Genomic DNA, 19,408 nt, shown 5'->3' with positions numbered 1-19,408 from the left:
TTGTACGAAGGTATTGCCCACACTTTGGTCCAATGGAAGGAGTTTCTGCCGAATGCCACGGTGACGTCATTTTCCACCCGAAGCAAAGGACATCGAAGATGACCACCACAACGATCGATGTAACCAGACGATCCATACTCGCTTCCGCTGCAGCGGCCGGCGCATTAAGCATTGTGCCCAGCGGATTAGCGAACGCGGGAGCGAGCGGCAAGGAGATCCGGGCCTTCAAGTTCAAGGCAACTGACGCCCAGCTCGACGACCTTCGGCGCCGGGTGAAAGCTACGCGCTTTCCCGAGCGGGAGATCGTCGACGACGCCAGCCAAGGTGTGCAGACCGACACGATCGAGAAGCTTGCGAGATATTGGGCAAGCGAGCACGATTGGCGCAAGGTCGAGGCCCGCCTCTCCGCCATTCCCCAGTTCGTCACGGAGGTCGACGGAGTGGATATACACTTCATTCACGTGAAATCGAAGCGGGAAGGAGCGCTTCCCATCATCGTCACCCACGGTTGGCCAGGATCAATCATCGAGCAGATGAAGATCGTTCGTCCACTGACGGACCCTGCTGCTCACGGGAGACACGCTGACGACGCTTTCGATGTCGTGATTCCCTCGATTCCCGGCTACGGGTTCTCCGGCAAGCCGACGGAGAAGGGTTGGGACCCGGTCAGAATAGCTCACGCGTGGATCGAACTGATGAAGCGCCTTGGCTACAATCGTTACGTCGCGCAGGGCGGAGATTGGGGAGACGCAATCACAGAACAGATGGCGATTATCGCCCCGCCAGAGCTCGCGGGAATCCACGTGAACATGCCGGCGACCGTTCCGGATGAGATCGCCACGGCGTTGAGCGCCGGGAAGAAGCCGGCAGGGCTTTCGCAAGACGAAAGCAGTGCGTTCGATCAACTCGATGATTTCTATAAGCACGGCCTTGGATACGCCATCGAGATGGCTAATCGGCCGCAGACTCTTATCGGAATCGCGGACTCTCCAGTTGGACTGGCGGCTTGGATGATTGATCACGACATCCGAAGCTACGAGCTGATTACCAGAGTGTTCAATGGCGGACAGGAGGGACTGTCGAAAGACGACGTCCTGGACAACGTCACGCTGTACTGGCTAACGAACACCGCAGTCTCTTCCGCCAGACTTTACTGGGAGAACAAACTGCAGTTCTTCGCCCCCAAGGGCGTCAAGATCCCGGTTGCCGTTAGCGTCTTTCCGGACGAGATCTACGCGGCGCCGCGGAGCTGGACCGAGAAGGCCTACCCCAACCTGATACACTTCAATCGCTTGTCGAAAGGCGGCCATTTCGCTGCGTGGGAGCAGACAGCCGTTTTCTGCGACGAACTCCGAACGGCCTTCCGTAGCCTGCGAGCCTGATGCCGCTGAGAGCTTGGCCAACGTATGATCCGCGCGGCCAAGTTCTCGATCTCTTCCTTTAACCTCGTTCGCAGTGTCATTAACCGGAGGCGGGAGGGCAACGTCGAATTAAGTTGCGCCACCCGTTCCCCAGACAGCTCGGATCAACTGAGGGGTGAAAGACGCGTCTCCGGGCGTTCCTGGCAGCCTCGCCGTGATTTCTTGGAGCGTCCATCCGTTGCCGTCGGGATCGTAGACGGTCGCATACGACGCATAACTCTTGTGCTCCGGGTTCGGCCCTTTTCGAATACCTACGCCATTCGAATGGTGGAAGATGCCGCCCTCGTCGTGGAAAGCGTCGCTCACTTCTACGCCCCTACGTCGAAGATCCTCGATGGCAACCGTTATGTCAGCCACGGCCAGATGAAGTCCCTGGGCGGATCCTGGGGCCTCCGCCGTGATGTTTGTCCCGAACATGATTGAGCATCCTGAGCCCGGCGGCGTAAACTGCACGATACGATAATCGTCGCGTGCGGCATGATCGATGTCGAGATGCCACCCCAAGCTGGAATAGAAAACCTTCGAGCGATCGACATCGGACACGGGAATGACCACCAGCTCCAGGTTCATCATCGTCAGTGGGCGCTCTGCAGGATCATCAGTTACCGATCCCGGCCCTGTCACTCTCGTTCCCGTTCTAGCCTCCTTGTCTGGCTTCAACTGCGCCTTCTGGCACAGCCGCCGACCGTAGAAAGGTGCTCACAAGGCAACCATTGAACCAAGGTATGGCCGATACCAAGGTTTCGCCGATACCTTCGTGCAGTGGCGTCGCCAGGATCCCCGCGGCAGCATCTCTTTCAGACGGCGACGAGGGATCGCCCGAAAGGAAGCACGATGGACGATCTCGATTCAGTCACGAAATCGGAAATTCCGATGAAAGAGCTGCGAGACCGGATGATCAAGCTTCAGGAAGACATCGAGCTCTTGAGGGCGAAGATCAAAGCCACCGAAGAGGAAGGTTGGCGCCTGACGCTCTTGAGGGCGCAGTAACTGCCCTAGCCAGAGCCATTCCTATATTGGAGTTCGCCATGCCAAGATGGAGATCCGACGAAACCCCGGAACAATCCTACACGCACATTCCCTGCGCGGTCATTCTCCTTTCGATGATGGGGATCGTAGCCGTCCTCGTCTACCGAGAGAATACCGGCGAACCGCGTAAGCAGGCTCGCGTGTTTATCACCGCCCAGGAAGCGTTTCACGTGCCTCAAGATCCTAGGATTCGAGAAGAATTCGACTTCCGGCGTTTCGTCGTTGTCGATTGCGAGACCCGAGAATGCAGCCAGCACAGAGAGCATCGCTGAATGGGTCATGCTGACCTGACCGACTGAAGTGAATGTTCAAGGATGGAGAAATCTGTGCAGAGAACGGACCACTTTGCCGGAGTTGCTGCCGCACTCGTTCTGGTCGTTGGTATGGGGTTCGGCCGCTTCGCGTTCACGGGGCTTTATCCGCTTATGGTCGCGGACGGGCAGATTTCTCTGACCGGTGGATCTTATGCCGCTTCCGCCAACTATACGGGGTACCTCGCGGGCGCCCTGCTTACGGCTGCACTCTCCGGTATTTCGAGTCGCCGCCTCTGCGCCTTCTCCATGCTCGCTACCGTTGTTTCGCTTGTGTTACTCGTGCCGCCTCTGCCCGAGTGGCTCATTATAGTCATTCGAGGTTTTTCGGGAGCGGCGAGCGCAATTGCCATGGTCGCCGCCTCCAGGTGGCTGATCCATGACCGAAGGCAGCATAGCGCGGCTCCCGCGCTCTTTTCGGGCGTTGGGATGGGAATCCTGCTTTCAGCCGAACTTATCGTTACCGGACGCGCAGGAAGGCTCTCAAGTGCGTCAATCTGGATGGCGATGGCCTCGGCAAGCCTTGCCGCCGCGGGCGTCGCAATCAAGATGCAGGCATTGGCGGACGCACGCAGGGCGATCAGCGAGCGCGCGGACGTTGAGGTTGGTGAGCATATTTCGACTCTCGCTGCGACAAGGTTGATCCTCGTCTACGGCTTCGCAGGTTTCGGCTACATCATCACCGCAACTTATCTGCCGCTTCTAGTAAAGGAAGCACTGTCGAATGCGGATCCAGTTCACGTATGGGCACTGTTCGGTTTGGGCGCTGTACCATCATGTTTTGTTTGGCATTTCGTCCATTTGCGCTGGGGAACGAACCGAGCGATGCTCTCTAATCTAATGCTGCAGGCGGTTGGAGTGATCCTCCCGCTCTTGCACATCCCTGCCGCCTATCTAATCAGCGCTGTATTTGTCGGGGGCACGTTCATGGGGACCGTTACAATAGCACTACCAGCCGCCCGGCGGATCGCCCACCGCGTCCGATTCAATGTGATTGCAATCATGACTGCCTCCTATGGCGTAGGGCAGATACTAGGACCGCTTGTCGCCAGTTATACACGAAGCGTTACCGGCTCGTTTGACGCTTCGCTGGCGATCGCAGGAGCGGTGCTCGCCGGAGGGGCGCTCCTTTGCATCTCGAGGCAGACAGCTTAACGAGTTGACTTTGTTGCCTCCAGAACGCGCGTTCATGCGAGAACCCTCCGTGAGTCGGCTCATGATCCAGCAGCATTTCGAAAACCCAGTCCTCGCGCGTGGCAAACCCCGAGGAGGTCATGCCTCCTTACTTGCGTCAAAAATCATTATCGCAGATGAAGTAATTGTTTATAAAAGGATACAATTGTTTCAGTTTCATCAAAATGGGCCCTCGTCATCGTGCGGGATAGGCCCCAGGAAAGACGATGTCCTGGTCGACGAGGAGGTTGAACCTGTAACCGGGCCGGATCTGCAATGTCGGCTGAACGTTCAGGTTCTTCTCGATCGTCCGCTCGGCAACGCGTCCGAAGCTTTCTGCGAAATTGCGCCTTGCCGCGTCAGAGGCGGTGTCCTGTGTCGCCCGCGTCGAGCTTTCGGGGATAGAGGCATCGATGCCCGTTCCAATCAGTGCGATGAGTGCTGCTGACCCAAACGTCCGAAGCGTGTGGTTGTTGACGCGATCTCTGAAGCCCCCGTAACCTTCGGCGTCCGTTCCGGCCATGCCGCCGATCTGCAGCGTTTGGCCGTTCGGGAAGATGAGGTCGGTCCACACGACCAGCACGCGCGCCTGGCCGAAAGCGATCTTCGAATCGTAACGACCGAAGAGTTTTGCGCCTTGCGGGATCAGCAGGCGGTTGCCGGTCGCGCTGTCATAGACGTTCTGGCTGACCTGGGCGATGATCCGTCCCGGCAGGTCCGAATTGATGCCGGAGATCAGCGTTGCGGGAATGACAGATCCCCGTTTGAGCTCGTTGGGCGAAAGCTGCGGCACGACCCTGTTTGGCAGGTAGCCGAGTTCTTTTATGCCCTCGTTGAAGAAGTCCTCCTTCGAGAGCTGCTTGTTCGGATCTGCATTCTGGTCGGCAGATCCCGCCTCAAGCGCCGCTTGATAGAGATCGAGAGGCGCCGCTGCCGCCGTGCTGCTGTCGGATCGTCCCTCTGCCTCATCGCCGGGCCGCGCCTGGACGCGCGCCTGCGTGATATCGACCTGAAGCGGCGAATCCAGCGCCGCTTCCGCCGCCTGCAAACGTGCCATGCGGCGGCGCTCGATCTCCCGCAGATAGCGTTCGCGCCCTTCGCGCGCCAGGCGAGCTTCGAAATTGTCATCGGATTCAGGCTCGACCGCTTCGCGAGCCGCCTTCTGAACGACGGGCGCTGGATCGGGCGCCAGCTGTTTGGGCATCTCGGGAGCCTGCGGTCTGAAGCCGTCGGCCGGGTCTGGCTCGCCGATGATGCCGTCCTGAATCCCGCGTTTGAGCTGGTCCGCATAGTTCGAGGCCGGGCTGCCGGTTCCCTCTTCCTGCTGCGCTTGCCTGCCGTAGAATCCCCGTCCTGCAAGGCCGAAAACGATCACCGCAAAGAAGATGAGGATCAGGCCGAGCGCCACGAGCACCGGCAACCGGCTGAGGCGACGCATCGCCTGGCCCTGTCCCTCCGTTGGGAGGACGAGCTGGAGTGATTGGGCCATGGCGTGCTCCTCTAGAATGTCGCAACGGACAAGGGGCCGATCGGCGTTACCCGTGCACCCGAGACGGCGTAGATCCGGGCAAGCCGCATCCCATCTGTCGAGAGACTGGCGAGAAGGCCATCGGGAGATTGCGTAAGACCGTAGGAGAGCACGATCGCCTTCGCCTTGGGTGCTGAATCGCTCACGACGGTGTACCCCGACGCTTTCAGGGACGCGCGCAGCGCCGGCGAGAATTCCGATGCCTCATCTGAGAGCCTGATCAGGCTCGATGCAGGAGACAGACGCTCGGAAAGCCGGACCGCCATGTCGCCTGCGATCACCGCCGCGACATCCGGCGAAACCTGGACTGGCTCGATCGCAAGCCTCCCGTCCTCGATCGGGGCCTGACAGCCGTCGAGAGCCATGCAGCAGGCCAATGCAAGAAGGGATCGGCGCACGTCAGCTGCTCCGCCGGATCGTCACCTGCTGCTTGCGCCAGCCGACACCGGAGACAAGGACCGCGCGTTCGACATTGTAGTCGACCACCATCATGTTGTTTGCGAGGCGATAGTTGACGATGCGGTTCTGCCCGCCGGAAACGACGAAGAGAACGGGTGCGTCCTGTCCGGCCAGCGTGCGGGGGAACTGGATATAGGTCTTTAGCCCGTCGGAATAGACGCGCGTCGGCTTCCATGATGCGTTGCCGCTGACGGTATAGGAGAAGTTCAGACCTTCTGCCGGCACGCCCGTTCCGGGCGCTCCTTTGGCCTCCAGGCGCGCATTGATTTCGGCGAGCCTGTCGGAAACATTGTCCGGATAGGAGAAGCCGACGCGTGCCATGTACTGAGTGGGGTGAGATTTCAGCTGGATATGATAGGTGCGCCGCGATGTCGTAATGACCATCGATGTCACCAAGCCGGGCTCTGCGGGCTTGACGATCAAGTGGATCGCCTGACCCCCGACCGCTCCCGAAGTTGCCGGCTCCACCTTCCATCTGACAGTATCGCCGACGAGAACGTCGCGTACGACTTCGCCCGGTTCGAGCTCGATGTCGCAGACCTGAAGGGGTGAACACACAATGGACGGCTGGGTCTCGCCGAAGAGGAAGACAATCTTGCCATCGGGCCCCCTGGTGACGAGGCCGGCGCCGTCGCGCCATCTGGACGACAGGCTCGTCCCCTTCGTCTCGTTTGCGCTCATCGACTGTGCTTTGGCCGGCGCCATGGCGGTGGCCGTCGCAGCAAGGATCACAAAGGAGAAGGTAAGCAATCGATATGTCCTGCGATCCATGAATTGTCCTCCTCTCACAGCTGTGCGGTCCAGTCGAGGTCTTTGATATAAAGCCCGATCGGGTTTAGGCGGATCGTCGCCTCGTCCTGTGGTGCCGTCATCGTCACCGTGGCGATTGCCCTGAACCGTCGCGTGCCGGTTTCCTTGCCGCGCCGATCCCGTTCGAATTCGGTCCAGTCGACCTGGTATGACTGGTTTGACAATGCGACGATATTGTTGACTTCGACGGCTACCGTTGCGGTCTTTGCCTTTTCAAAGGGGGAATTGCCTCGAAACCAGGCGTTGATCTTCTGGGTCGACGGATCGGAGGTTCTGAGCAACGCATAGGTCCGGTCGATATATTGCTTCTGCACGACCGCATCCGGGGTAACCGATCGAAAGCTGGTAACGAAGCCTCCGAGGGTCGCGCGCACGACGCGGGCATCGGCATATTCGATATGCTCGGGAAAGCCGGCCGAAACGGGCGTGCCAAGCCTGTCGACCTCGACGATATAGGGAACGAGCTTAACCTGAGTGCTAAGGTATAATGCGTAGCCGACGCCGACGAGGGCGATCGACAGGGAGAGAATGGCAACGATGCGCCAGACCGTCGCTGCCCTCACGTAGGACCCGTAGCGCTCGTTCCATTCCAGCCGCGCCGCCAGGTAAGGGTTCTCCGGGGCATCCGGCATCATGACCTTGTCGTCGCTCCTCATCGGCGCTGCCCTTGTCTGGCCGCCGTCGAGGACGGCCTGGCCGCGGTCATGCGTCCCTGGTCGAGCTTGGCATTGGCGAGGCCGAGCAGCGAGCTCGCATGGGAGCCGGGCGCTTCGATGGCCTTGTCCTTCATGGCCAACGCGGTCGCCTTGCCTGCTGCACCGACACCTTCGGCCATGCCGCTTAAGATGGCGCCCGCCATCGAAGCGCCGCCTGCCCGGCTCGACCGGGCCGCCGCCATGCCGGCCGATGCGCTGCCGGCGACCAGGAAGCCTGCGCCCGCTGCAAAGGATGCGGCCTGGCCGCCGTGGCGCATGACCTCCATGCCGTTGCCGACCGACACACCCTGGATGACGCCCTGGATGATGTTTGGCACATAGATCGCGATAACGAAGACCACGACAGCAATTCCGGCGATCGCAAGCAGCGTCTGGAACTGCTCGCCGATCTCCGGACGGTTGGCCAGACCGATCAAAACCTGCGAGCCTATGCGGGCGATCATGACGAGCGCCATCAGTTTCATTCCGACGCTGAACGCGTAGACAAGATATTTGATGGCGAAGTCCTTGGTGAAGGACGAACCGCCGAGCCCGAGCATGATCATGCCGGCGAGAAGGCCGATATACATCTCCGCCATGATCGCCACGAAGATCGCTGCCACCAGCGAAAAGGCGATGACCACCACGATCGTTGCGAAGGCGGCCGAGATGGCGAGCGCGTTGTCCTCGAAAAGGCCGAAACGGATTTTTTCAGCCATCTTGCCGGCCACCACCAGGCCTGCGTTGAAGATGTCTGCCGGTGAGGCGTTGCCGCCGGACGCCCCGATCTGGAAGAGACTGTCGACAACGGCCTTTGCAAAGCTCGGGCCTTGGTCGAGGACGAGTGCGAAGAAGCCGACGAACAGGATACGGCGCACAAGCGCTGCGAACCATTCCTGCAGCGATGGCGCCTGCAGTGCGAGCCAGATCGCCGCCAGACCGATCTCGATCGAGGCGAGGATCCAGAAGAGCGATCGTGCCGCATTCGAGACGGTCTGTTCCCAACCCCTGGCCGCACTGCTGATCTCGTCCTGCAAGGATGTGATGAGGGAGCCTTCCTGAGCATGGGCGGGAACGATCGTCAGGGCAAGAAAGAAGACTGCGGAGGCAACGGCGCGCCCGGCAATCGGCGCGGTGTGACTTTGTACGGAGCTCACCATTGCGGCTCCATGGTCCGGCCGCCCGTCGTCGGCGGGACGGTGGACTCGAAAAAGCGCTCGCGGCGGGCCTGCGCAAGGTCCCTGTCCGTCTGCTCGTTTTGCAGCCACGCGCCCATCATCGTCATCTGTTGCGAGACGAGACCACGCAGCTTCTGCATCTGGGCGACTTGCTGGGCGGCGATCTGGTGGCCGACCTGAAGTGCCTTCAGCTGCCCGTCGGCGCCCTCCGATAGCGAGCGAAGGGCTGCCATCGTCGACTCCTCGCTGTCGAATTGCCTTGCCGTGAGGCTCGCCGCACTCAGAGTTGCCGCGATCGTGTCTCGATTGGTATCCGACCAGGTCTGATAGATCGTTGAAAAGCTCTCTGCTTCCGGCAGGTTTGTCCGCAGGCTCGCGTAGCTTGCAAAACGCTGCCGCAAAAGGTCGTCGGCATTGGCCATCGAGAAGGCGATGCTCTGGCCGTCGGAGACGATCGAGCGCAGCTGATTGAGGTCGCCTTCGACCTCTCCCCAGATATGGGCTGGCAGCTGCTTCGTATTCTGCAGCATGTTCTCGTAGATCTTCAGCTGGTTTTGGATCTGCTCGGCAAGCTGGGTGATCTGGGTCAGCTGATTGTCGACCTGGACGCCCGAACTTTCGAGCAGCTTGATCAGCTCGCCATTGTTGGCAAGTTGCGTGAACTCGGTGGCAGCACCGGTTGCCGCCCCCGCCATAACGATAGGCGCTCTGGCTGCTACCGTCATGAGGACAGTCAGTGAGAGGGCCAAGATGCGGCTGTTAGAAGATGACATCCGACACTCCCCTCTCCCTCAGCCAGACCGAGTGCCATTCATCGCCATGCTCGCTGCGCAGCTTGCGGATGCGTTTGAGGTCGTCCTTGCCGGAGGCACCGACGAAGGAAAGCGTAAGCGGTCCGAGTGCCATGTCGAAGAGGCGCCGACCGTCAGGCGAGACGACGTAATAGTCCCGTTTCGGTCTGGCGGTGGCGACAATTTCGAGCTGGCGGTCGTTGAACCCTATCCGCTCATAGAACTCGCGTGTGCCGGGCTCGCGTGCCGAACCGTTCGGCAGGCAGATCTTCGTCGGGCAGCTTTCCTTCAGGACGTCGATGATGCCCGATCGATCGGCATCCGAAATAGACTGGGTGGCGAGGACGACGGCGCAATTGGCCTTGCGCAGTACTTTGAGCCACTCGCGGATCTTCTCGCGAAAGGTCGGATGGCCGAGCATCAGCCAGGCTTCATCGAGAATGATGAGGCTCGGTGCGCCCGTCAGCCGTTTTTCGATACGCCGGAAGAGATAGGTCAGAACCGGAAGCAGTGTCCGCTCGCCCATCGTCATCAGCTGTTCGATCTCGAATGTCTGGAAATGCCCGAGCACCAGGCCGTCGCTTTCGGCATCGAGTAGCTGCCCCATCGGACCATCCACCGTGAAATGACGCAGCGCCGCCTTCAGGTCGCGCACCTGTACTCCGCTTACGAAATCCGATAGCGAACGCCCTGGTGAATTGGCCATCAGTGCGATCTGCCGCGCTATTGCATTGCGATGATCGGGCGTAATGGAAATGCCCTGAAGGCCGATCAGCGTTTCGATCCATTCGCACGCCCAGGCGCGATCGGCCTCGTCCGACAGGGACGCGAGTGGGCAGAAGGTGAGGGCGGCGCCCTCCCCTTGCCCGCCGATTTCATAGTGGTCGCCGCAGGCAGCAAGAGTGAGCGGCAACATGGACGAGCCCTTGTCGAAGACGAAGAGCTGCGCGTTCCTGTAGCGCAAGAACTGGGCGGCGATCAGGGCCAGGAGCGTCGATTTTCCCGAGCCCGTCGGCCCGAAGATCAAGGTATGGCCGACGTCGTCAACGTGCAGGTTGAGGCGAAACGGGGTCGAGCCAGAGGCGACCTGCATCAAGGGCGGTGCGGCCTCCTCGTAGAACGGGCATGGGGCGGTCGCGCTGCCTGTCCACACCGCGTTCAACGGCAGGAGATCGGAGAGGTTGCGGGTGGTGATAAGGGGTTCGCGGACATTGCAGTACCAGTTGCCGGGCAGGCTGCCGAGATAGGCCTCTGTGGCATTGAGCGTTTCGATACGAGAGCCAAACCCCTCGGCCTGTATCAGCCGGCGAACCGCTTCGGCCTTTGCTTGCAGGCCTTCTGCATGATCGTCGAAAAGGACGACGACGGGCGTATAGTAACCATAGGCGACGAGCTCGGATGCGGCTTCAGCGATCGCATCTTCGGTTTCGCTTACCATCGACAGCGCGTCCTGGTCGATCGATCTGCTCTGTGTCTGAAAGAGCTGGTCGACAAATGGTCGTACCTTCTGCTGCCACTTCTTTCTGGTTCGCTCGAGCCTGATCCGCGCCTCGGTAGCGTCGAGGAAGATGAAGCGCGACGACCAGCGATAGGCAAGCGGCATCAGGTCGAGACTGTTGAGGATCCCGGGCCAGCTTTCGGCCGGCAATCCGTCGATTGCAACGACTGCGACGAACCGATTGTCGATCTTTGGCGCCAACCCGTGCTCCAGATGTGCGGTCAAGAGGCAATCGAGATACATGGGCACGTCGGGCAGCCGGACGGGGTGATTGTCGCCGGTGATGCAGAAGCGGATGAATTGCAGGAGCTCGTCATAGCGGCCGCTATCGCGTCCGGCCTTTACGCTGCGCGTGCGCATCCTGCGGATCGACAACGTGGTCGCGAGATATTGCTCGATCTCGCGTATTGCCGCCTCGAAGGCTGAAAGTGCGATCTCGGCATGACCTTGCTTGCGGCTGCCGGGGTCGGAATAGAGGTATTTGACGAAAGCGGACCGGCGGGGCTCGGGTGGTCGATGGGTGAGAATGATGGCGTGATGACATTCGAAGTGGCCGCCTTCGCTCTCGAAATGCCGCCGGCGCTCCTCGTCGATTGCGCGCGTCACGCGGTCCGGGAAATGCGAGCGATCGGGGCTGGCATAATCGGCCGTTGCCACGCGGACGGCCTCCACCTGGATCATCCATCCGGAACCAAGACGCGAAAGCACCTGGTTGATCTGCCGGGCGACGTCGTTGCGCTCGCCGTCGGTCGAGCTTTCGCAATCCGGCCCGGAGAAATACCACCCCGCCATCAGGGAGCCGTCCTTCAGGAGAAGGACCCCTTCGCCGACGAGGCCGGCATAGGGGACGAGATCGGCAAAGGACGGTCCGGCATGGCGGAAAAGGCGAAGCGCCACCATGACCCACCTCAAACCCTTCGCCAGGGCGTCGACGCTGCCCGGTAGCGCGAGCGGTAACGAATATGGCGAAGATAGATCCTGCGCATCATCGGATCGGCCTTGGCCATGCGACGCAGCAGCCCGATGATCGCCAACCAGATCGCAATGCCGATCAAGACGGAGTAGATGGTCAGCACGACGAAGATGAGAATGATGGCTGCAAGGCCGGTGACGAGCACAAGCTCACGATCGGCCCCCATCAAAAGGTTCGGCCGAGAGAGGGCGCGATGGATCCGGTTTTTCTGCAGCGCCGGGAGGTGCGGGCTCATCGGGCCTCCCCTCCCCGCTCGTCTCCCACCTGGACCGCGAGCGCAGATATGCCGACCGTGGCGCCTGTCGCATTGAAGAGTGCGACGATCTGGGTGGCTCCGAGGAGAACGCCGGCTACGAGAACCAGGTACATCAGGCGCCGCGCAAAATCATTGAGTTCGCCGCCGAAGATCAGCATGCCCCCCGCGACCGCCACGGCCGCAAGGGCAATGAAGCCTGCGACCGGACCTGTGATCGATTCCTGGATCTGTTCGAGCGGCGCTTCCCAGGGCAAGCTACCTCCCGAACTTGCAAGAGCCGGATGTCGAAGGCCTGTGAGCGCAAGGAAAACAAGTCCGATCAGAGCACGATGTCTATGCCGCATGACGTCCCTCCATGTCGGGTTCGAGATGATAGGCGCCGCCGGAAAATCCTTTCGCCTTCAGGATATCCGTGATGCGTCTGCCCAGCGGGGTCCGTTCGATCGACACGACGAGATCGACGGCTTCGCCGATGACCGCCTGCATGGGCTGGCTACTGGCCTCGGCAGTCAGCTGTTCGAGACGGACGAGTGCAGACCGCGCCGAATTGGCATGAAGGGTCGTCACACCGCCAGGGTGACCGGTGTTCCATGCTTTCAGAAGGGTCAGTGCCGCGCCGTCGCGTACCTCGCCGACGATGATGCGGTCGGGGCGCAGGCGCATCGTGCTCTTGAGGAGCTGCGCCATGCCGACCTCGTCACTCGTTCGCAGGGACAGGACGTTTGCAGCAGCACATTGAAGCTCGCTCGTGTCTTCAAGAACGATGAGACGATCGTTCGGGCAACGGCTTGCAATCTCGGCGATGAGCGCGTTCGACAGCGTCGTCTTGCCCGATCCGGTGCCGCCCGAGACGACGACGTTCAGCCGGGCATCGACGGCCTCGCGCAGGATGCTGGCCTGTCTTGCCGTCATGATACGCGAGGTCACGTAGTCATCGAGCGCGATGAGCTGGCTCGCATGCCTGCGGATAGAGAAGGCTGGACCCGCCACGATCGGCGGGAGCAGGCCCTCGAAACGATGGCCGCCGATCGGCAGCTCCCCTGATACGATGGGTCGTGCCGTATCGACCTCCGTGTTCAGGACATGAGCGACGGCGCCGATGATGATTTCGGCGCTCCCTTGCTCCATCTCGCCCGCGCGCGCGATGCCGGCGCCGATCCGTTCGATGAAGAGGCAACCATCAGGGTTGAGCATGATCTCGCTTACCGAGGGGTCTTCGAGCGCAGTCAGGAGCGAGGGACCAAGAGCGTCCTCGAGCTTTCGCACGAGCCGCGGCAATGAGCGTGCTTGCATGGCTAGGTCCTCAAGCCGCACAGCGAAAGGAGCTCGACAGGGTCGAGCGATAGGCAGGCGGCCGCAGCGCCTGGAAAAGCTGCTGCGAGACCGGCAGGCTTCCAGCAACACTCATGACGTTGCCGATCAAACGCGGTTTGCCGTAGCGCGAAAGCGGCCAGGCGGCGCGTTTGAGAATGCGCTCGAACCGCAGGTCCGTCACGGTGGCAATTTCCGTCATGTCGTTGGCCAGGCACCATTCGAGAATGCCGGCAAACAAAAAGACGGTCGCCTCGTTCAAACCGAAGGCTCCGGTCGCGGCCGGATTCGTCTCTGTGTCGACGCAGAACCTGGAACTTTCCACCATTCGTGCATGCGGCACGAATGGCCTGTCACCCAGAAGCTCCGGAAAGACATCGACAAGCATGGTCGGGCCAAGCGCTGGAAGCAGACGTGCCGAGGCAATTGCCTCACCGCCCTCATCGACGATGATGATGTAGGAGGCTGTAAGGGCGTCGAAGGGATCGCGCTCCCTCCCGTCTTCGACTGTGACCTGCCATTTCAGCCGCGCGCCAAACACGCGCGCCCTGAGGCGGAACATACTGTCGAGAAGATATTGATGTGATGCCGCATCTGCCGGTGCGATAGCCGTCGCAAACATGATGGTTCTCCACGCCAATTGAGCTGCGGCTATCCAAATCACGATGTCTGGAGCTTGTCAGACCCTCTAATGTGAGGGGCCCCTGATCATGCTGGTCCCGGCGCACATGTGCCCCTATCCGTCGTCGGCTGGACATGTTGTCGGTGAAGCCATTCGAAACGATGCTCGTCGGCACGTCGGCGACGATCGCGGCTGCCGGGGACGAGATCCTCAGTGCAGCCATTGCTGACGATCTCTGCAACACTGGCGGCGTGCGCTGGACAGCCCTTCGTGCTCGGCAGCGAAGTTTTGACGGGGGATGCTTTTCGCCAGGCCGTGACCTGCAAGCGACACGCGCTGTTGCGCGTGAGCAGCCGGGTGCTTGAATTTCAGGTTCATTAACCATGTGACTAAATTGCGTTATTTCGGCAGGCGGAAGCGAAATTTGCGCTCACTTCCGTTGGCCATGTTGATGTCGCGCAGAGAACCTGCCATCTGGGCGCCCGGCCACCTGACCGGATTTGAGCAAATCGAAGGTCGTCGTCTGTCGATTGCAGCCCGCGAGCAAGACGGCCGGTCCATTCGAGATCGCTCGATCGACCAGCGAGCGGCACGCGAATTAGGCTGTGGTGCGGAGCCAGAGCTCGCAGTCATCAGAGCAGATCCACGCGCGTGAAACGCTGTTCCTGGCTTGGCGGCGCCAGGCAGAGGCGCCGTGGGGTGGTGTCCTGAAGCAAACCTTCTGCGCCCCTCCACTGCCGCTTCGATCCCCCTCCCCTCCCCCACAGTCAAGTCGTGACCGTTTCATGTGATCCGCAAGCTGTCGCGCTACCTTGGCCGATGGCGACCTCACCCCAGGCCCTTCAGTTCCTGCCCTGCGTTACTTCTGCGAACAGACCTGATCGGTGGTGAGCGTCGAGGGCGGTATCGGGAGCTGATGCGATCGTGGATCTGTCCTTTATGGGAATGGCGACCGTTTCGGCCTTTGGCCTGCTCAACGGACAATCACCGAAGCCCTCGGTCATTTCCCGCACCAGTCACGTTCTTCAAATCTTGCTGGTTCGGACAGAGGGATTTCGCGGCTGAGCAACTCTAAGACTCGAGACGCGGACAGCGCGCGAGTTATGGGTCAATCGGGCATTTAGCCTGACCGATGCCGCTCTGATCTCGGCGCTGCATTCGTTGCATCACACCTCTTGTAGTCCGCGGACAACATTTTTGCTCTCACGATTGGCAACGCAACGTGGGCCCCCTCACATGCGTGGGGATGAGACTCGATGGGCTTTCGCATATCATCGATTCCGGCGCACAAGTACGCAGACGGTCGACGATCGTGTCGCCTATCGAAGCTCTTGGTACGCGGATCATGCAGTTGACCAGCAGGCCTTTTGCGCTTCGACAGCGGGGCATCAAGGAGGGTCGTGCTGGAGAAAAGGAGGTCAAAAAGGCCTGTGGATAGCCTTATGGTTAAGCGTTTGTAAATCGGTAACGAATCGCGCGATAATATAACTGCGCAGTTGATGCCCTTTCCCCCAAAATTGCGCAATTGAATCGGAAACCAAGATGCTAGCGAATCCAGTTCTGAAAGACGATCAAGAGCACCTTCCGTCGCTTCTGGCAACGGATGCTCAGGAGCTCGCCTATCAGCTCCAGCAGCACCAGGCGAAAATCTTCCCGCCCCTGTCTCGAAAGACGATGCGGCTATTTTCTCCGGCGGAAGCCGCTTCCTATATCGGCATCGGCGAAGGTTATCTCCGTCAGATCGCCAAGGACGGTCACGGACCGGATCCGCTGGCCAACGGCCGGCGCCAGTATGATGCCGACGACATGAACCGCATCCGTCAGGCGCTCGACGAGCGCAACGGCACGCCGAAATACGTGCCGATCCGGCGCGGCGCCGAAAAGCTTCAGGTCGTCTCGGTCATGAACTTCAAGGGCGGGTCCGGCAAGACGACGACTGCCGCCCATCTTGCGCAGTTTCTGGCGCTGCGTGGCTACCGCGTCCTTGCCATCGATCTTGACCCGCAGGCGTCCCTCTCGGCGCTCTTCGGCCATCAGCCGGAACTCGACGTCGGTGAGGGAGAAACGATTTACGGCGCGATCCGCTACGAAAACCCGGTGCCGATCTCGGACGTGGTACGCTCGACCTACACGCCGAACCTTCATATCGTCCCCGGCAATCTCGAGCTGATGGAATTCGAGCACGAGACGCCGAAGGCAATGGCGGGGGGCACTGCCGAGTCCCTGTTCTTCGCCCGCATCGGTGAGGCACTGACCGATATCGAAAGCCTTTATGATATCGTTGTCATAGACTGCCCGCCGCAGCTGGGCTTTCTCACGATGTCGGCCCTTTGTGCTGCGACCTCCGTGTTGATCACCGTGCACCCGCAGATGCTCGACGTCATGTCGATGTCGCAGTTCCTGACGATGACGAGCGAACTGATGTCGGTCGTCGAGCGGGCAGGCGGGCGCACCAGCTACGACTGGATGCGCTATCTCGTGACACGCTTTGAGCCCAATGACGGACCGCAGAGCCAGATGACCGGCTTCATGCGGGCGATCTTCGGCAATCGTATGCTTCAGAATTCGATGCTGAAGTCGACGGCAATCTCGGATGCCGGCGTCACCAAGCAGACGCTCTACGAAGTCGATCGCTCCCAGTTCACCCGTGGAACTTACGACCGGGCGCTGGAATCGATGAATCTCGTCAACGGCGAGATAGAGGCCCACATCCGCTCGACCTGGGGCAGGAGATAGCTGAATGGCGCGCAAGAACCTTATCGAAGTCGCAAATCCAAACGAGGTTCGTCCGGAACCGCCCTCCGTAGCGCCGCGTGATAGCCGGCCGATCGCCGGCTTCATTCCCCAGGCTCGCAGTGGCGGCCCGGTCGGCGGCATTACCAGGACGCTTGGCAATATCACCGAAAAGGTTGAGCGCGCCAATGACCTGGAACGCCAACTTGCCGAAGGCCAGACGGTCGTTGAACTCGACACTGCGCTGGTCGATGCCTCCTTCGTCGCCGACAGGCTTGAGGTCGACGCGGCCGAGCTTGCGCAGTTGACTGATCAGATCCGCGAACACGGCCAGCAAGTTCCCATTCTGGTGCGTCCGCATCCTGATGCCAAAGGCCGTTTCCAGGTTGCCTTCGGCCATCGCCGCCTCGCCGCGGCCAAAGCACTGGGCATCAAGGTCAAGGCGATCGTGCGGGTGCTGAGCGACGAACAGCTGGTCGTCAGCCAAGGTCAGGAAAACAATGCCCGCACGGATCTTTCCTACATCGAGCGGGCGCTCTTTGCCTATCGGCTCGATGAAAAAGGTTTCGGCAGCGACGTGGTGATGGCTGCGCTGAACGTCGACCGGGCTGCCTTGTCAAAAATGCGCGTCGTCACGCGTCAGGTTCCCATCGCGCTGATCAGTGCGATCGGATCGGCGCCGGAGATCGGCCGACGGCGCTGGTTTGAGTTCGGCGAGCACCTCGAGAGGGCCGACATAGACGCGCTCCTAACAATGTTGTCCGCGGACAACATGCGCGGCATGTCGAGCAATGACCGGTTCCATCATGCCTTTGCGCTTGCGACGAAAAAACCTGGGGGTGCGAAGGCAGCCCCAACGTCCACGCAAGTCGGCGATCTGCCGGTGAAGTTCAAACGTACGCCGGCGACTGCAACCTTCGTCTTCGACAGTAAGGCAGCGCCTGGTTTCGATGAATTCGTGCAGGAGAGGCTCAAGCGCCTCTATGCGGAATATCAAGAGCAAAGAGGAGCTTAGGAAAGCAAAAGAAAAAGGCCCCCAAACGTCACCGTCGTGGAAGCCCTTCTCGTTCTAGCAAATCAAGAATCGCATTTCCACGAATCGCAGTCAAGAGTCTTTAGGCGTCAGTTTGGCGAGCGGGTTTCTTTTGCCTGACAGAGGGTGAAAGAAAATGAATGGTGGAAGTGTGACGACGCCCTTTGGGCGGCGGCCGATGACGCTTGGCATGTTTTCAAGCCAGGTCGTCTCGCGCCAGATCGAACCGGACAAATCGGTCGACAAATGGAAACTGTATCGGGCGCTGTGCGAAGCGCGCTCAATGCTTGGCATATCCGACAGGGCGCTCGCCGTCATGAACGCGCTTTTGAGCTTCTATCCGAAGAATGAGCTTTCGGAGGAAAACGGCCTCGTGGTTTTCCCGTCCAATGCTCAATTGTCCCTGCGCGCCCATGGCATGGCCGAGCAAACGATCCGTCGCCATCTGGCGGTCCTTGTCGGCGCTGGGCTATTGATCCGCAAGGATAGCCCGAATGGCAAGCGCTACGCGCGCAAGGACAGGTCGGGGTCCATAGAGGATGCTTTCGGCTTTTCGCTCGCTCCGCTGCTTGCACGCTCGGAAGAAATCGAGGCGTTGGCCGCCCAGGTCGTCGCCGATCGGCTGCATCTGCAGCGCCTGAGAGAGCGCCTCACCCTTTGCCGTCGCGACGTTTCAAAGCTCGTGGAAACCGCGCTTGAAGAGGACCTTACCGGCGATTGGGACGCTGTGATCACATATCAGCGGGACCTTGTCGGCGCACTCTCGCGTAATCCCGGCGCCTCTGAACTCGAGGGGGCCCTCGAAGACATGGAGCAGCTGCGCGAGGATGTGGTCAACCAGTTGGAAAACCTGCTCGATTCAAGAAAAATAAGCGGCAATCCCGATCAGGATGAGCGGCACATACAGAATTCAAACCCCGACTCTATTTTTGAACTTGAACCTAGCTCCGAAACGAAGCAGGGCGCGAAAGCCGAGGGCGACAACGAACGCCATCCCAAGACGGAAGCCCAGCAGGACAGCAGCAGCGGGACAGCAGCAAGACGGGCAGGAGGGCAGCCCGTCGGAGACCTGAAATCCTTTCCGCTGGGCTTGGTGCTACAGGCCTGCCCGCAAATATCCGACTATGCGGCGGGCGGCTCGATCAGCAGCTGGCGGGATCTGATGGCGGCCGCCGTTACCGTCCGCTCGATGCTTGGCGTCAGCCCGTCTGCCTATCAGGAGGCCTGCGACATCATGGGGCCAGAAAATGCTGCAACGGTCATTGCCTGCATCCTGGAGAGGGGAGGGCACATCAACTCGGCTGGCGGCTATCTGCGTGACCTGACAAGACGGGCCGAACGCGGTGAATTTGCGCTTGGTCCGATGCTGATGGCGCTCGTAAGGGCAAATGGCGTTACCGCCAGAAGAACGGGATGATCGTAAGGCGCCAACAAGCGTTTCGTTTGAACCTGGTCAGTGAAACATGGTTAAGCGGATCTAAAATCTGCGAGAACCGGAGTGGTCGAGAGATGGTGCACGCGACGCCTGGGTGACAGCGGAATAAGCGTACGGAGACCGCGAAGAACGGCTATTGCCATACCGGGTTC

19 protein-coding genes are annotated in these 19,408 nt (G+C 60.3%); 7 read left to right on the top strand and 12 right to left on the bottom strand.

The annotated features are described in order from the left end of the window. Positions 1-98: 98 nt before the first annotated feature. The gene (locus tag EV281_RS28340) at positions 99-1,382 is read left to right on the top strand and encodes an epoxide hydrolase family protein (RefSeq protein WP_132657920.1); all 1,284 of its coding nucleotides are present in this window, start codon (positions 99-101) and stop codon (positions 1,380-1,382) included. A gap of 108 nt (positions 1,383-1,490) precedes the next feature. On the opposite strand, the gene EV281_RS28335 is transcribed toward EV281_RS28340, so the two are convergent. Continuing rightward, entirely contained in the window at positions 1,491-1,994 is a 504-nt protein-coding gene (locus EV281_RS28335; RefSeq protein ID WP_132658053.1) for a VOC family protein, read from the bottom strand. Positions 1,995-2,255: 261 nt separating this feature from the next. Here EV281_RS28335 and EV281_RS31320 point away from each other — a divergent pair, with 261 nt between their 5' ends. Together EV281_RS31320 and EV281_RS28330 are read left to right on the top strand one after the other, a co-directional pair. Further along, positions 2,256-2,411, top strand: coding sequence for a hypothetical protein (locus tag EV281_RS31320; protein ID WP_165911977.1), 156 nt, complete (start codon positions 2,256-2,258; stop codon positions 2,409-2,411). Between the two features lie 353 nt (positions 2,412-2,764). Continuing rightward, complete coding sequence (locus EV281_RS28330; RefSeq protein ID WP_281027732.1) at positions 2,765-3,916, top strand: YbfB/YjiJ family MFS transporter; 1,152 nt, start codon at positions 2,765-2,767, stop codon at positions 3,914-3,916. 214 nt (positions 3,917-4,130) lie between these two features. Here EV281_RS28330 and trbI read toward each other — a convergent pair whose 3' ends face one another. From trbI to EV281_RS28275, 11 genes are read right to left on the bottom strand one after another with little or no spacing between them, the layout of a single operon-like run. Next, complete coding sequence (gene trbI / locus EV281_RS28325) at positions 4,131-5,423, bottom strand: IncP-type conjugal transfer protein TrbI (RefSeq protein WP_132657917.1); 1,293 nt, start codon at positions 5,421-5,423, stop codon at positions 4,131-4,133. A gap of 11 nt (positions 5,424-5,434) precedes the next feature. After that, positions 5,435-5,860 carry a hypothetical protein gene (locus tag EV281_RS28320; protein ID WP_132657915.1) on the bottom strand — a complete coding sequence of 142 codons (426 nt, stop codon included), beginning with the start codon at positions 5,858-5,860 and terminating at the stop codon, positions 5,435-5,437. 1 nt (position 5,861) lies between these two features. After that, positions 5,862-6,692: a P-type conjugative transfer protein TrbG gene (trbG, locus tag EV281_RS28315; RefSeq protein WP_132657913.1), complete on the bottom strand. Its 831-nt coding sequence runs from the start codon at positions 6,690-6,692 to the stop codon at positions 5,862-5,864. Between the two features lie 14 nt (positions 6,693-6,706). Further along, positions 6,707-7,366, bottom strand: coding sequence for a conjugal transfer protein TrbF (trbF, locus tag EV281_RS28310; protein WP_132658051.1), 660 nt, complete (start codon positions 7,364-7,366; stop codon positions 6,707-6,709). A gap of 17 nt (positions 7,367-7,383) precedes the next feature. Then, the gene (gene trbL, locus EV281_RS28305; RefSeq protein WP_132657912.1) at positions 7,384-8,586 is read right to left on the bottom strand and encodes a P-type conjugative transfer protein TrbL; all 1,203 of its coding nucleotides are present in this window, start codon (positions 8,584-8,586) and stop codon (positions 7,384-7,386) included. Next, positions 8,580-9,329 (bottom strand): P-type conjugative transfer protein TrbJ, encoded by a 750-nt coding sequence (gene trbJ, locus EV281_RS28300; RefSeq protein ID WP_245508394.1) that lies wholly within the window; start codon positions 9,327-9,329, stop codon positions 8,580-8,582. The genes trbL and trbJ overlap by 7 nt, the downstream gene beginning before the upstream one ends. 34 nt (positions 9,330-9,363) lie before the next feature. Continuing rightward, positions 9,364-11,793, bottom strand: coding sequence for a conjugal transfer protein TrbE (locus EV281_RS28295; RefSeq protein ID WP_132657908.1), 2,430 nt, complete (start codon positions 11,791-11,793; stop codon positions 9,364-9,366). 8 nt (positions 11,794-11,801) lie between these two features. Continuing rightward, the gene (locus EV281_RS28290; protein ID WP_132657907.1) at positions 11,802-12,101 is read right to left on the bottom strand and encodes a conjugal transfer protein TrbD; all 300 of its coding nucleotides are present in this window, start codon (positions 12,099-12,101) and stop codon (positions 11,802-11,804) included. Next, positions 12,098-12,466 (bottom strand): TrbC/VirB2 family protein, encoded by a 369-nt coding sequence (locus EV281_RS28285; RefSeq protein ID WP_132657905.1) that lies wholly within the window; start codon positions 12,464-12,466, stop codon positions 12,098-12,100. The genes EV281_RS28290 and EV281_RS28285 overlap by 4 nt, the downstream gene beginning before the upstream one ends. Further along, a complete protein-coding gene (trbB, locus tag EV281_RS28280) occupies positions 12,456-13,415 on the bottom strand; it encodes a P-type conjugative transfer ATPase TrbB (RefSeq protein ID WP_132657903.1) in 960 nt (319 codons plus the stop codon). The genes EV281_RS28285 and trbB overlap by 11 nt, the downstream gene beginning before the upstream one ends. A gap of 10 nt (positions 13,416-13,425) precedes the next feature. Then, positions 13,426-14,055 carry an acyl-homoserine-lactone synthase gene (locus EV281_RS28275; RefSeq protein ID WP_132657901.1) on the bottom strand — a complete coding sequence of 210 codons (630 nt, stop codon included), beginning with the start codon at positions 14,053-14,055 and terminating at the stop codon, positions 13,426-13,428. A 143-nt stretch (positions 14,056-14,198) separates the two neighbouring features. Here EV281_RS28275 and EV281_RS28270 point away from each other — a divergent pair, with 143 nt between their 5' ends. From EV281_RS28270 to repC, 4 genes are all read left to right on the top strand, one after another. Next, positions 14,199-14,420 (top strand): hypothetical protein, encoded by a 222-nt coding sequence (locus EV281_RS28270; RefSeq protein WP_132657899.1) that lies wholly within the window; start codon positions 14,199-14,201, stop codon positions 14,418-14,420. 1,177 nt (positions 14,421-15,597) lie between these two features. Next, the gene (gene repA / locus EV281_RS28265; protein WP_132657897.1) at positions 15,598-16,791 is read left to right on the top strand and encodes a plasmid partitioning protein RepA; all 1,194 of its coding nucleotides are present in this window, start codon (positions 15,598-15,600) and stop codon (positions 16,789-16,791) included. 4 nt (positions 16,792-16,795) lie between these two features. Continuing rightward, a complete protein-coding gene (repB, locus tag EV281_RS28260) occupies positions 16,796-17,803 on the top strand; it encodes a plasmid partitioning protein RepB (RefSeq protein WP_132657896.1) in 1,008 nt (335 codons plus the stop codon). Positions 17,804-17,957: 154 nt separating this feature from the next. Continuing rightward, entirely contained in the window at positions 17,958-19,238 is a 1,281-nt protein-coding gene (repC, locus tag EV281_RS28255) for a plasmid replication protein RepC (protein WP_132657894.1), read from the top strand. Positions 19,239-19,408 lie beyond the last annotated feature (170 nt).

The organism is Rhizobium sp. BK418 (assembly GCF_004341105.1).
Taxonomy (GTDB): domain Bacteria; phylum Pseudomonadota; class Alphaproteobacteria; order Rhizobiales; family Rhizobiaceae; genus Rhizobium.
This window is presented reverse-complemented; position numbering and strand designations above follow the sequence as displayed.

Excerpts from the sequence above, each read along its gene's own strand:
- EV281_RS28335 (WP_132658053.1), bottom strand. The coding sequence starts at position 1,994 with ATGATGAACCTGGAGCTGGTGGTCATTCCCGTGTCCGATGTCGATCGC.
- repB (WP_132657896.1), top strand. The coding sequence starts at position 16,796 with ATGGCGCGCAAGAACCTTATCGAAGTCGCAAATCCAAACGAGGTTCGT.
- trbI (WP_132657917.1), bottom strand. The coding sequence starts at position 5,423 with ATGGCCCAATCACTCCAGCTCGTCCTCCCAACGGAGGGACAGGGCCAG.
- trbG (WP_132657913.1), bottom strand. The coding sequence starts at position 6,692 with ATGGATCGCAGGACATATCGATTGCTTACCTTCTCCTTTGTGATCCTT.
- EV281_RS28340 (WP_132657920.1), top strand. The coding sequence starts at position 99 with ATGACCACCACAACGATCGATGTAACCAGACGATCCATACTCGCTTCC.
- trbF (WP_132658051.1), bottom strand. The coding sequence starts at position 7,366 with ATGATGCCGGATGCCCCGGAGAACCCTTACCTGGCGGCGCGGCTGGAA.
- EV281_RS28330 (WP_281027732.1), top strand. The coding sequence starts at position 2,765 with ATGGAGAAATCTGTGCAGAGAACGGACCACTTTGCCGGAGTTGCTGCC.
- EV281_RS28275 (WP_132657901.1), bottom strand. The coding sequence starts at position 14,055 with ATGTTTGCGACGGCTATCGCACCGGCAGATGCGGCATCACATCAATAT.
- EV281_RS28290 (WP_132657907.1), bottom strand. The coding sequence starts at position 12,101 with ATGAGCCCGCACCTCCCGGCGCTGCAGAAAAACCGGATCCATCGCGCC.
- EV281_RS28285 (WP_132657905.1), bottom strand. The coding sequence starts at position 12,466 with ATGCGGCATAGACATCGTGCTCTGATCGGACTTGTTTTCCTTGCGCTC.
- repA (WP_132657897.1), top strand. The coding sequence starts at position 15,598 with ATGCTAGCGAATCCAGTTCTGAAAGACGATCAAGAGCACCTTCCGTCG.
- trbJ (WP_245508394.1), bottom strand. The coding sequence starts at position 9,329 with ATGACGGTAGCAGCCAGAGCGCCTATCGTTATGGCGGGGGCGGCAACC.
- repC (WP_132657894.1), top strand. The coding sequence starts at position 17,958 with ATGAATGGTGGAAGTGTGACGACGCCCTTTGGGCGGCGGCCGATGACG.
- EV281_RS31320 (WP_165911977.1), top strand. The coding sequence starts at position 2,256 with ATGGACGATCTCGATTCAGTCACGAAATCGGAAATTCCGATGAAAGAG.
- trbL (WP_132657912.1), bottom strand. The coding sequence starts at position 8,586 with ATGGTGAGCTCCGTACAAAGTCACACCGCGCCGATTGCCGGGCGCGCC.
- EV281_RS28295 (WP_132657908.1), bottom strand. The coding sequence starts at position 11,793 with ATGGTGGCGCTTCGCCTTTTCCGCCATGCCGGACCGTCCTTTGCCGAT.
- trbB (WP_132657903.1), bottom strand. The coding sequence starts at position 13,415 with ATGCAAGCACGCTCATTGCCGCGGCTCGTGCGAAAGCTCGAGGACGCT.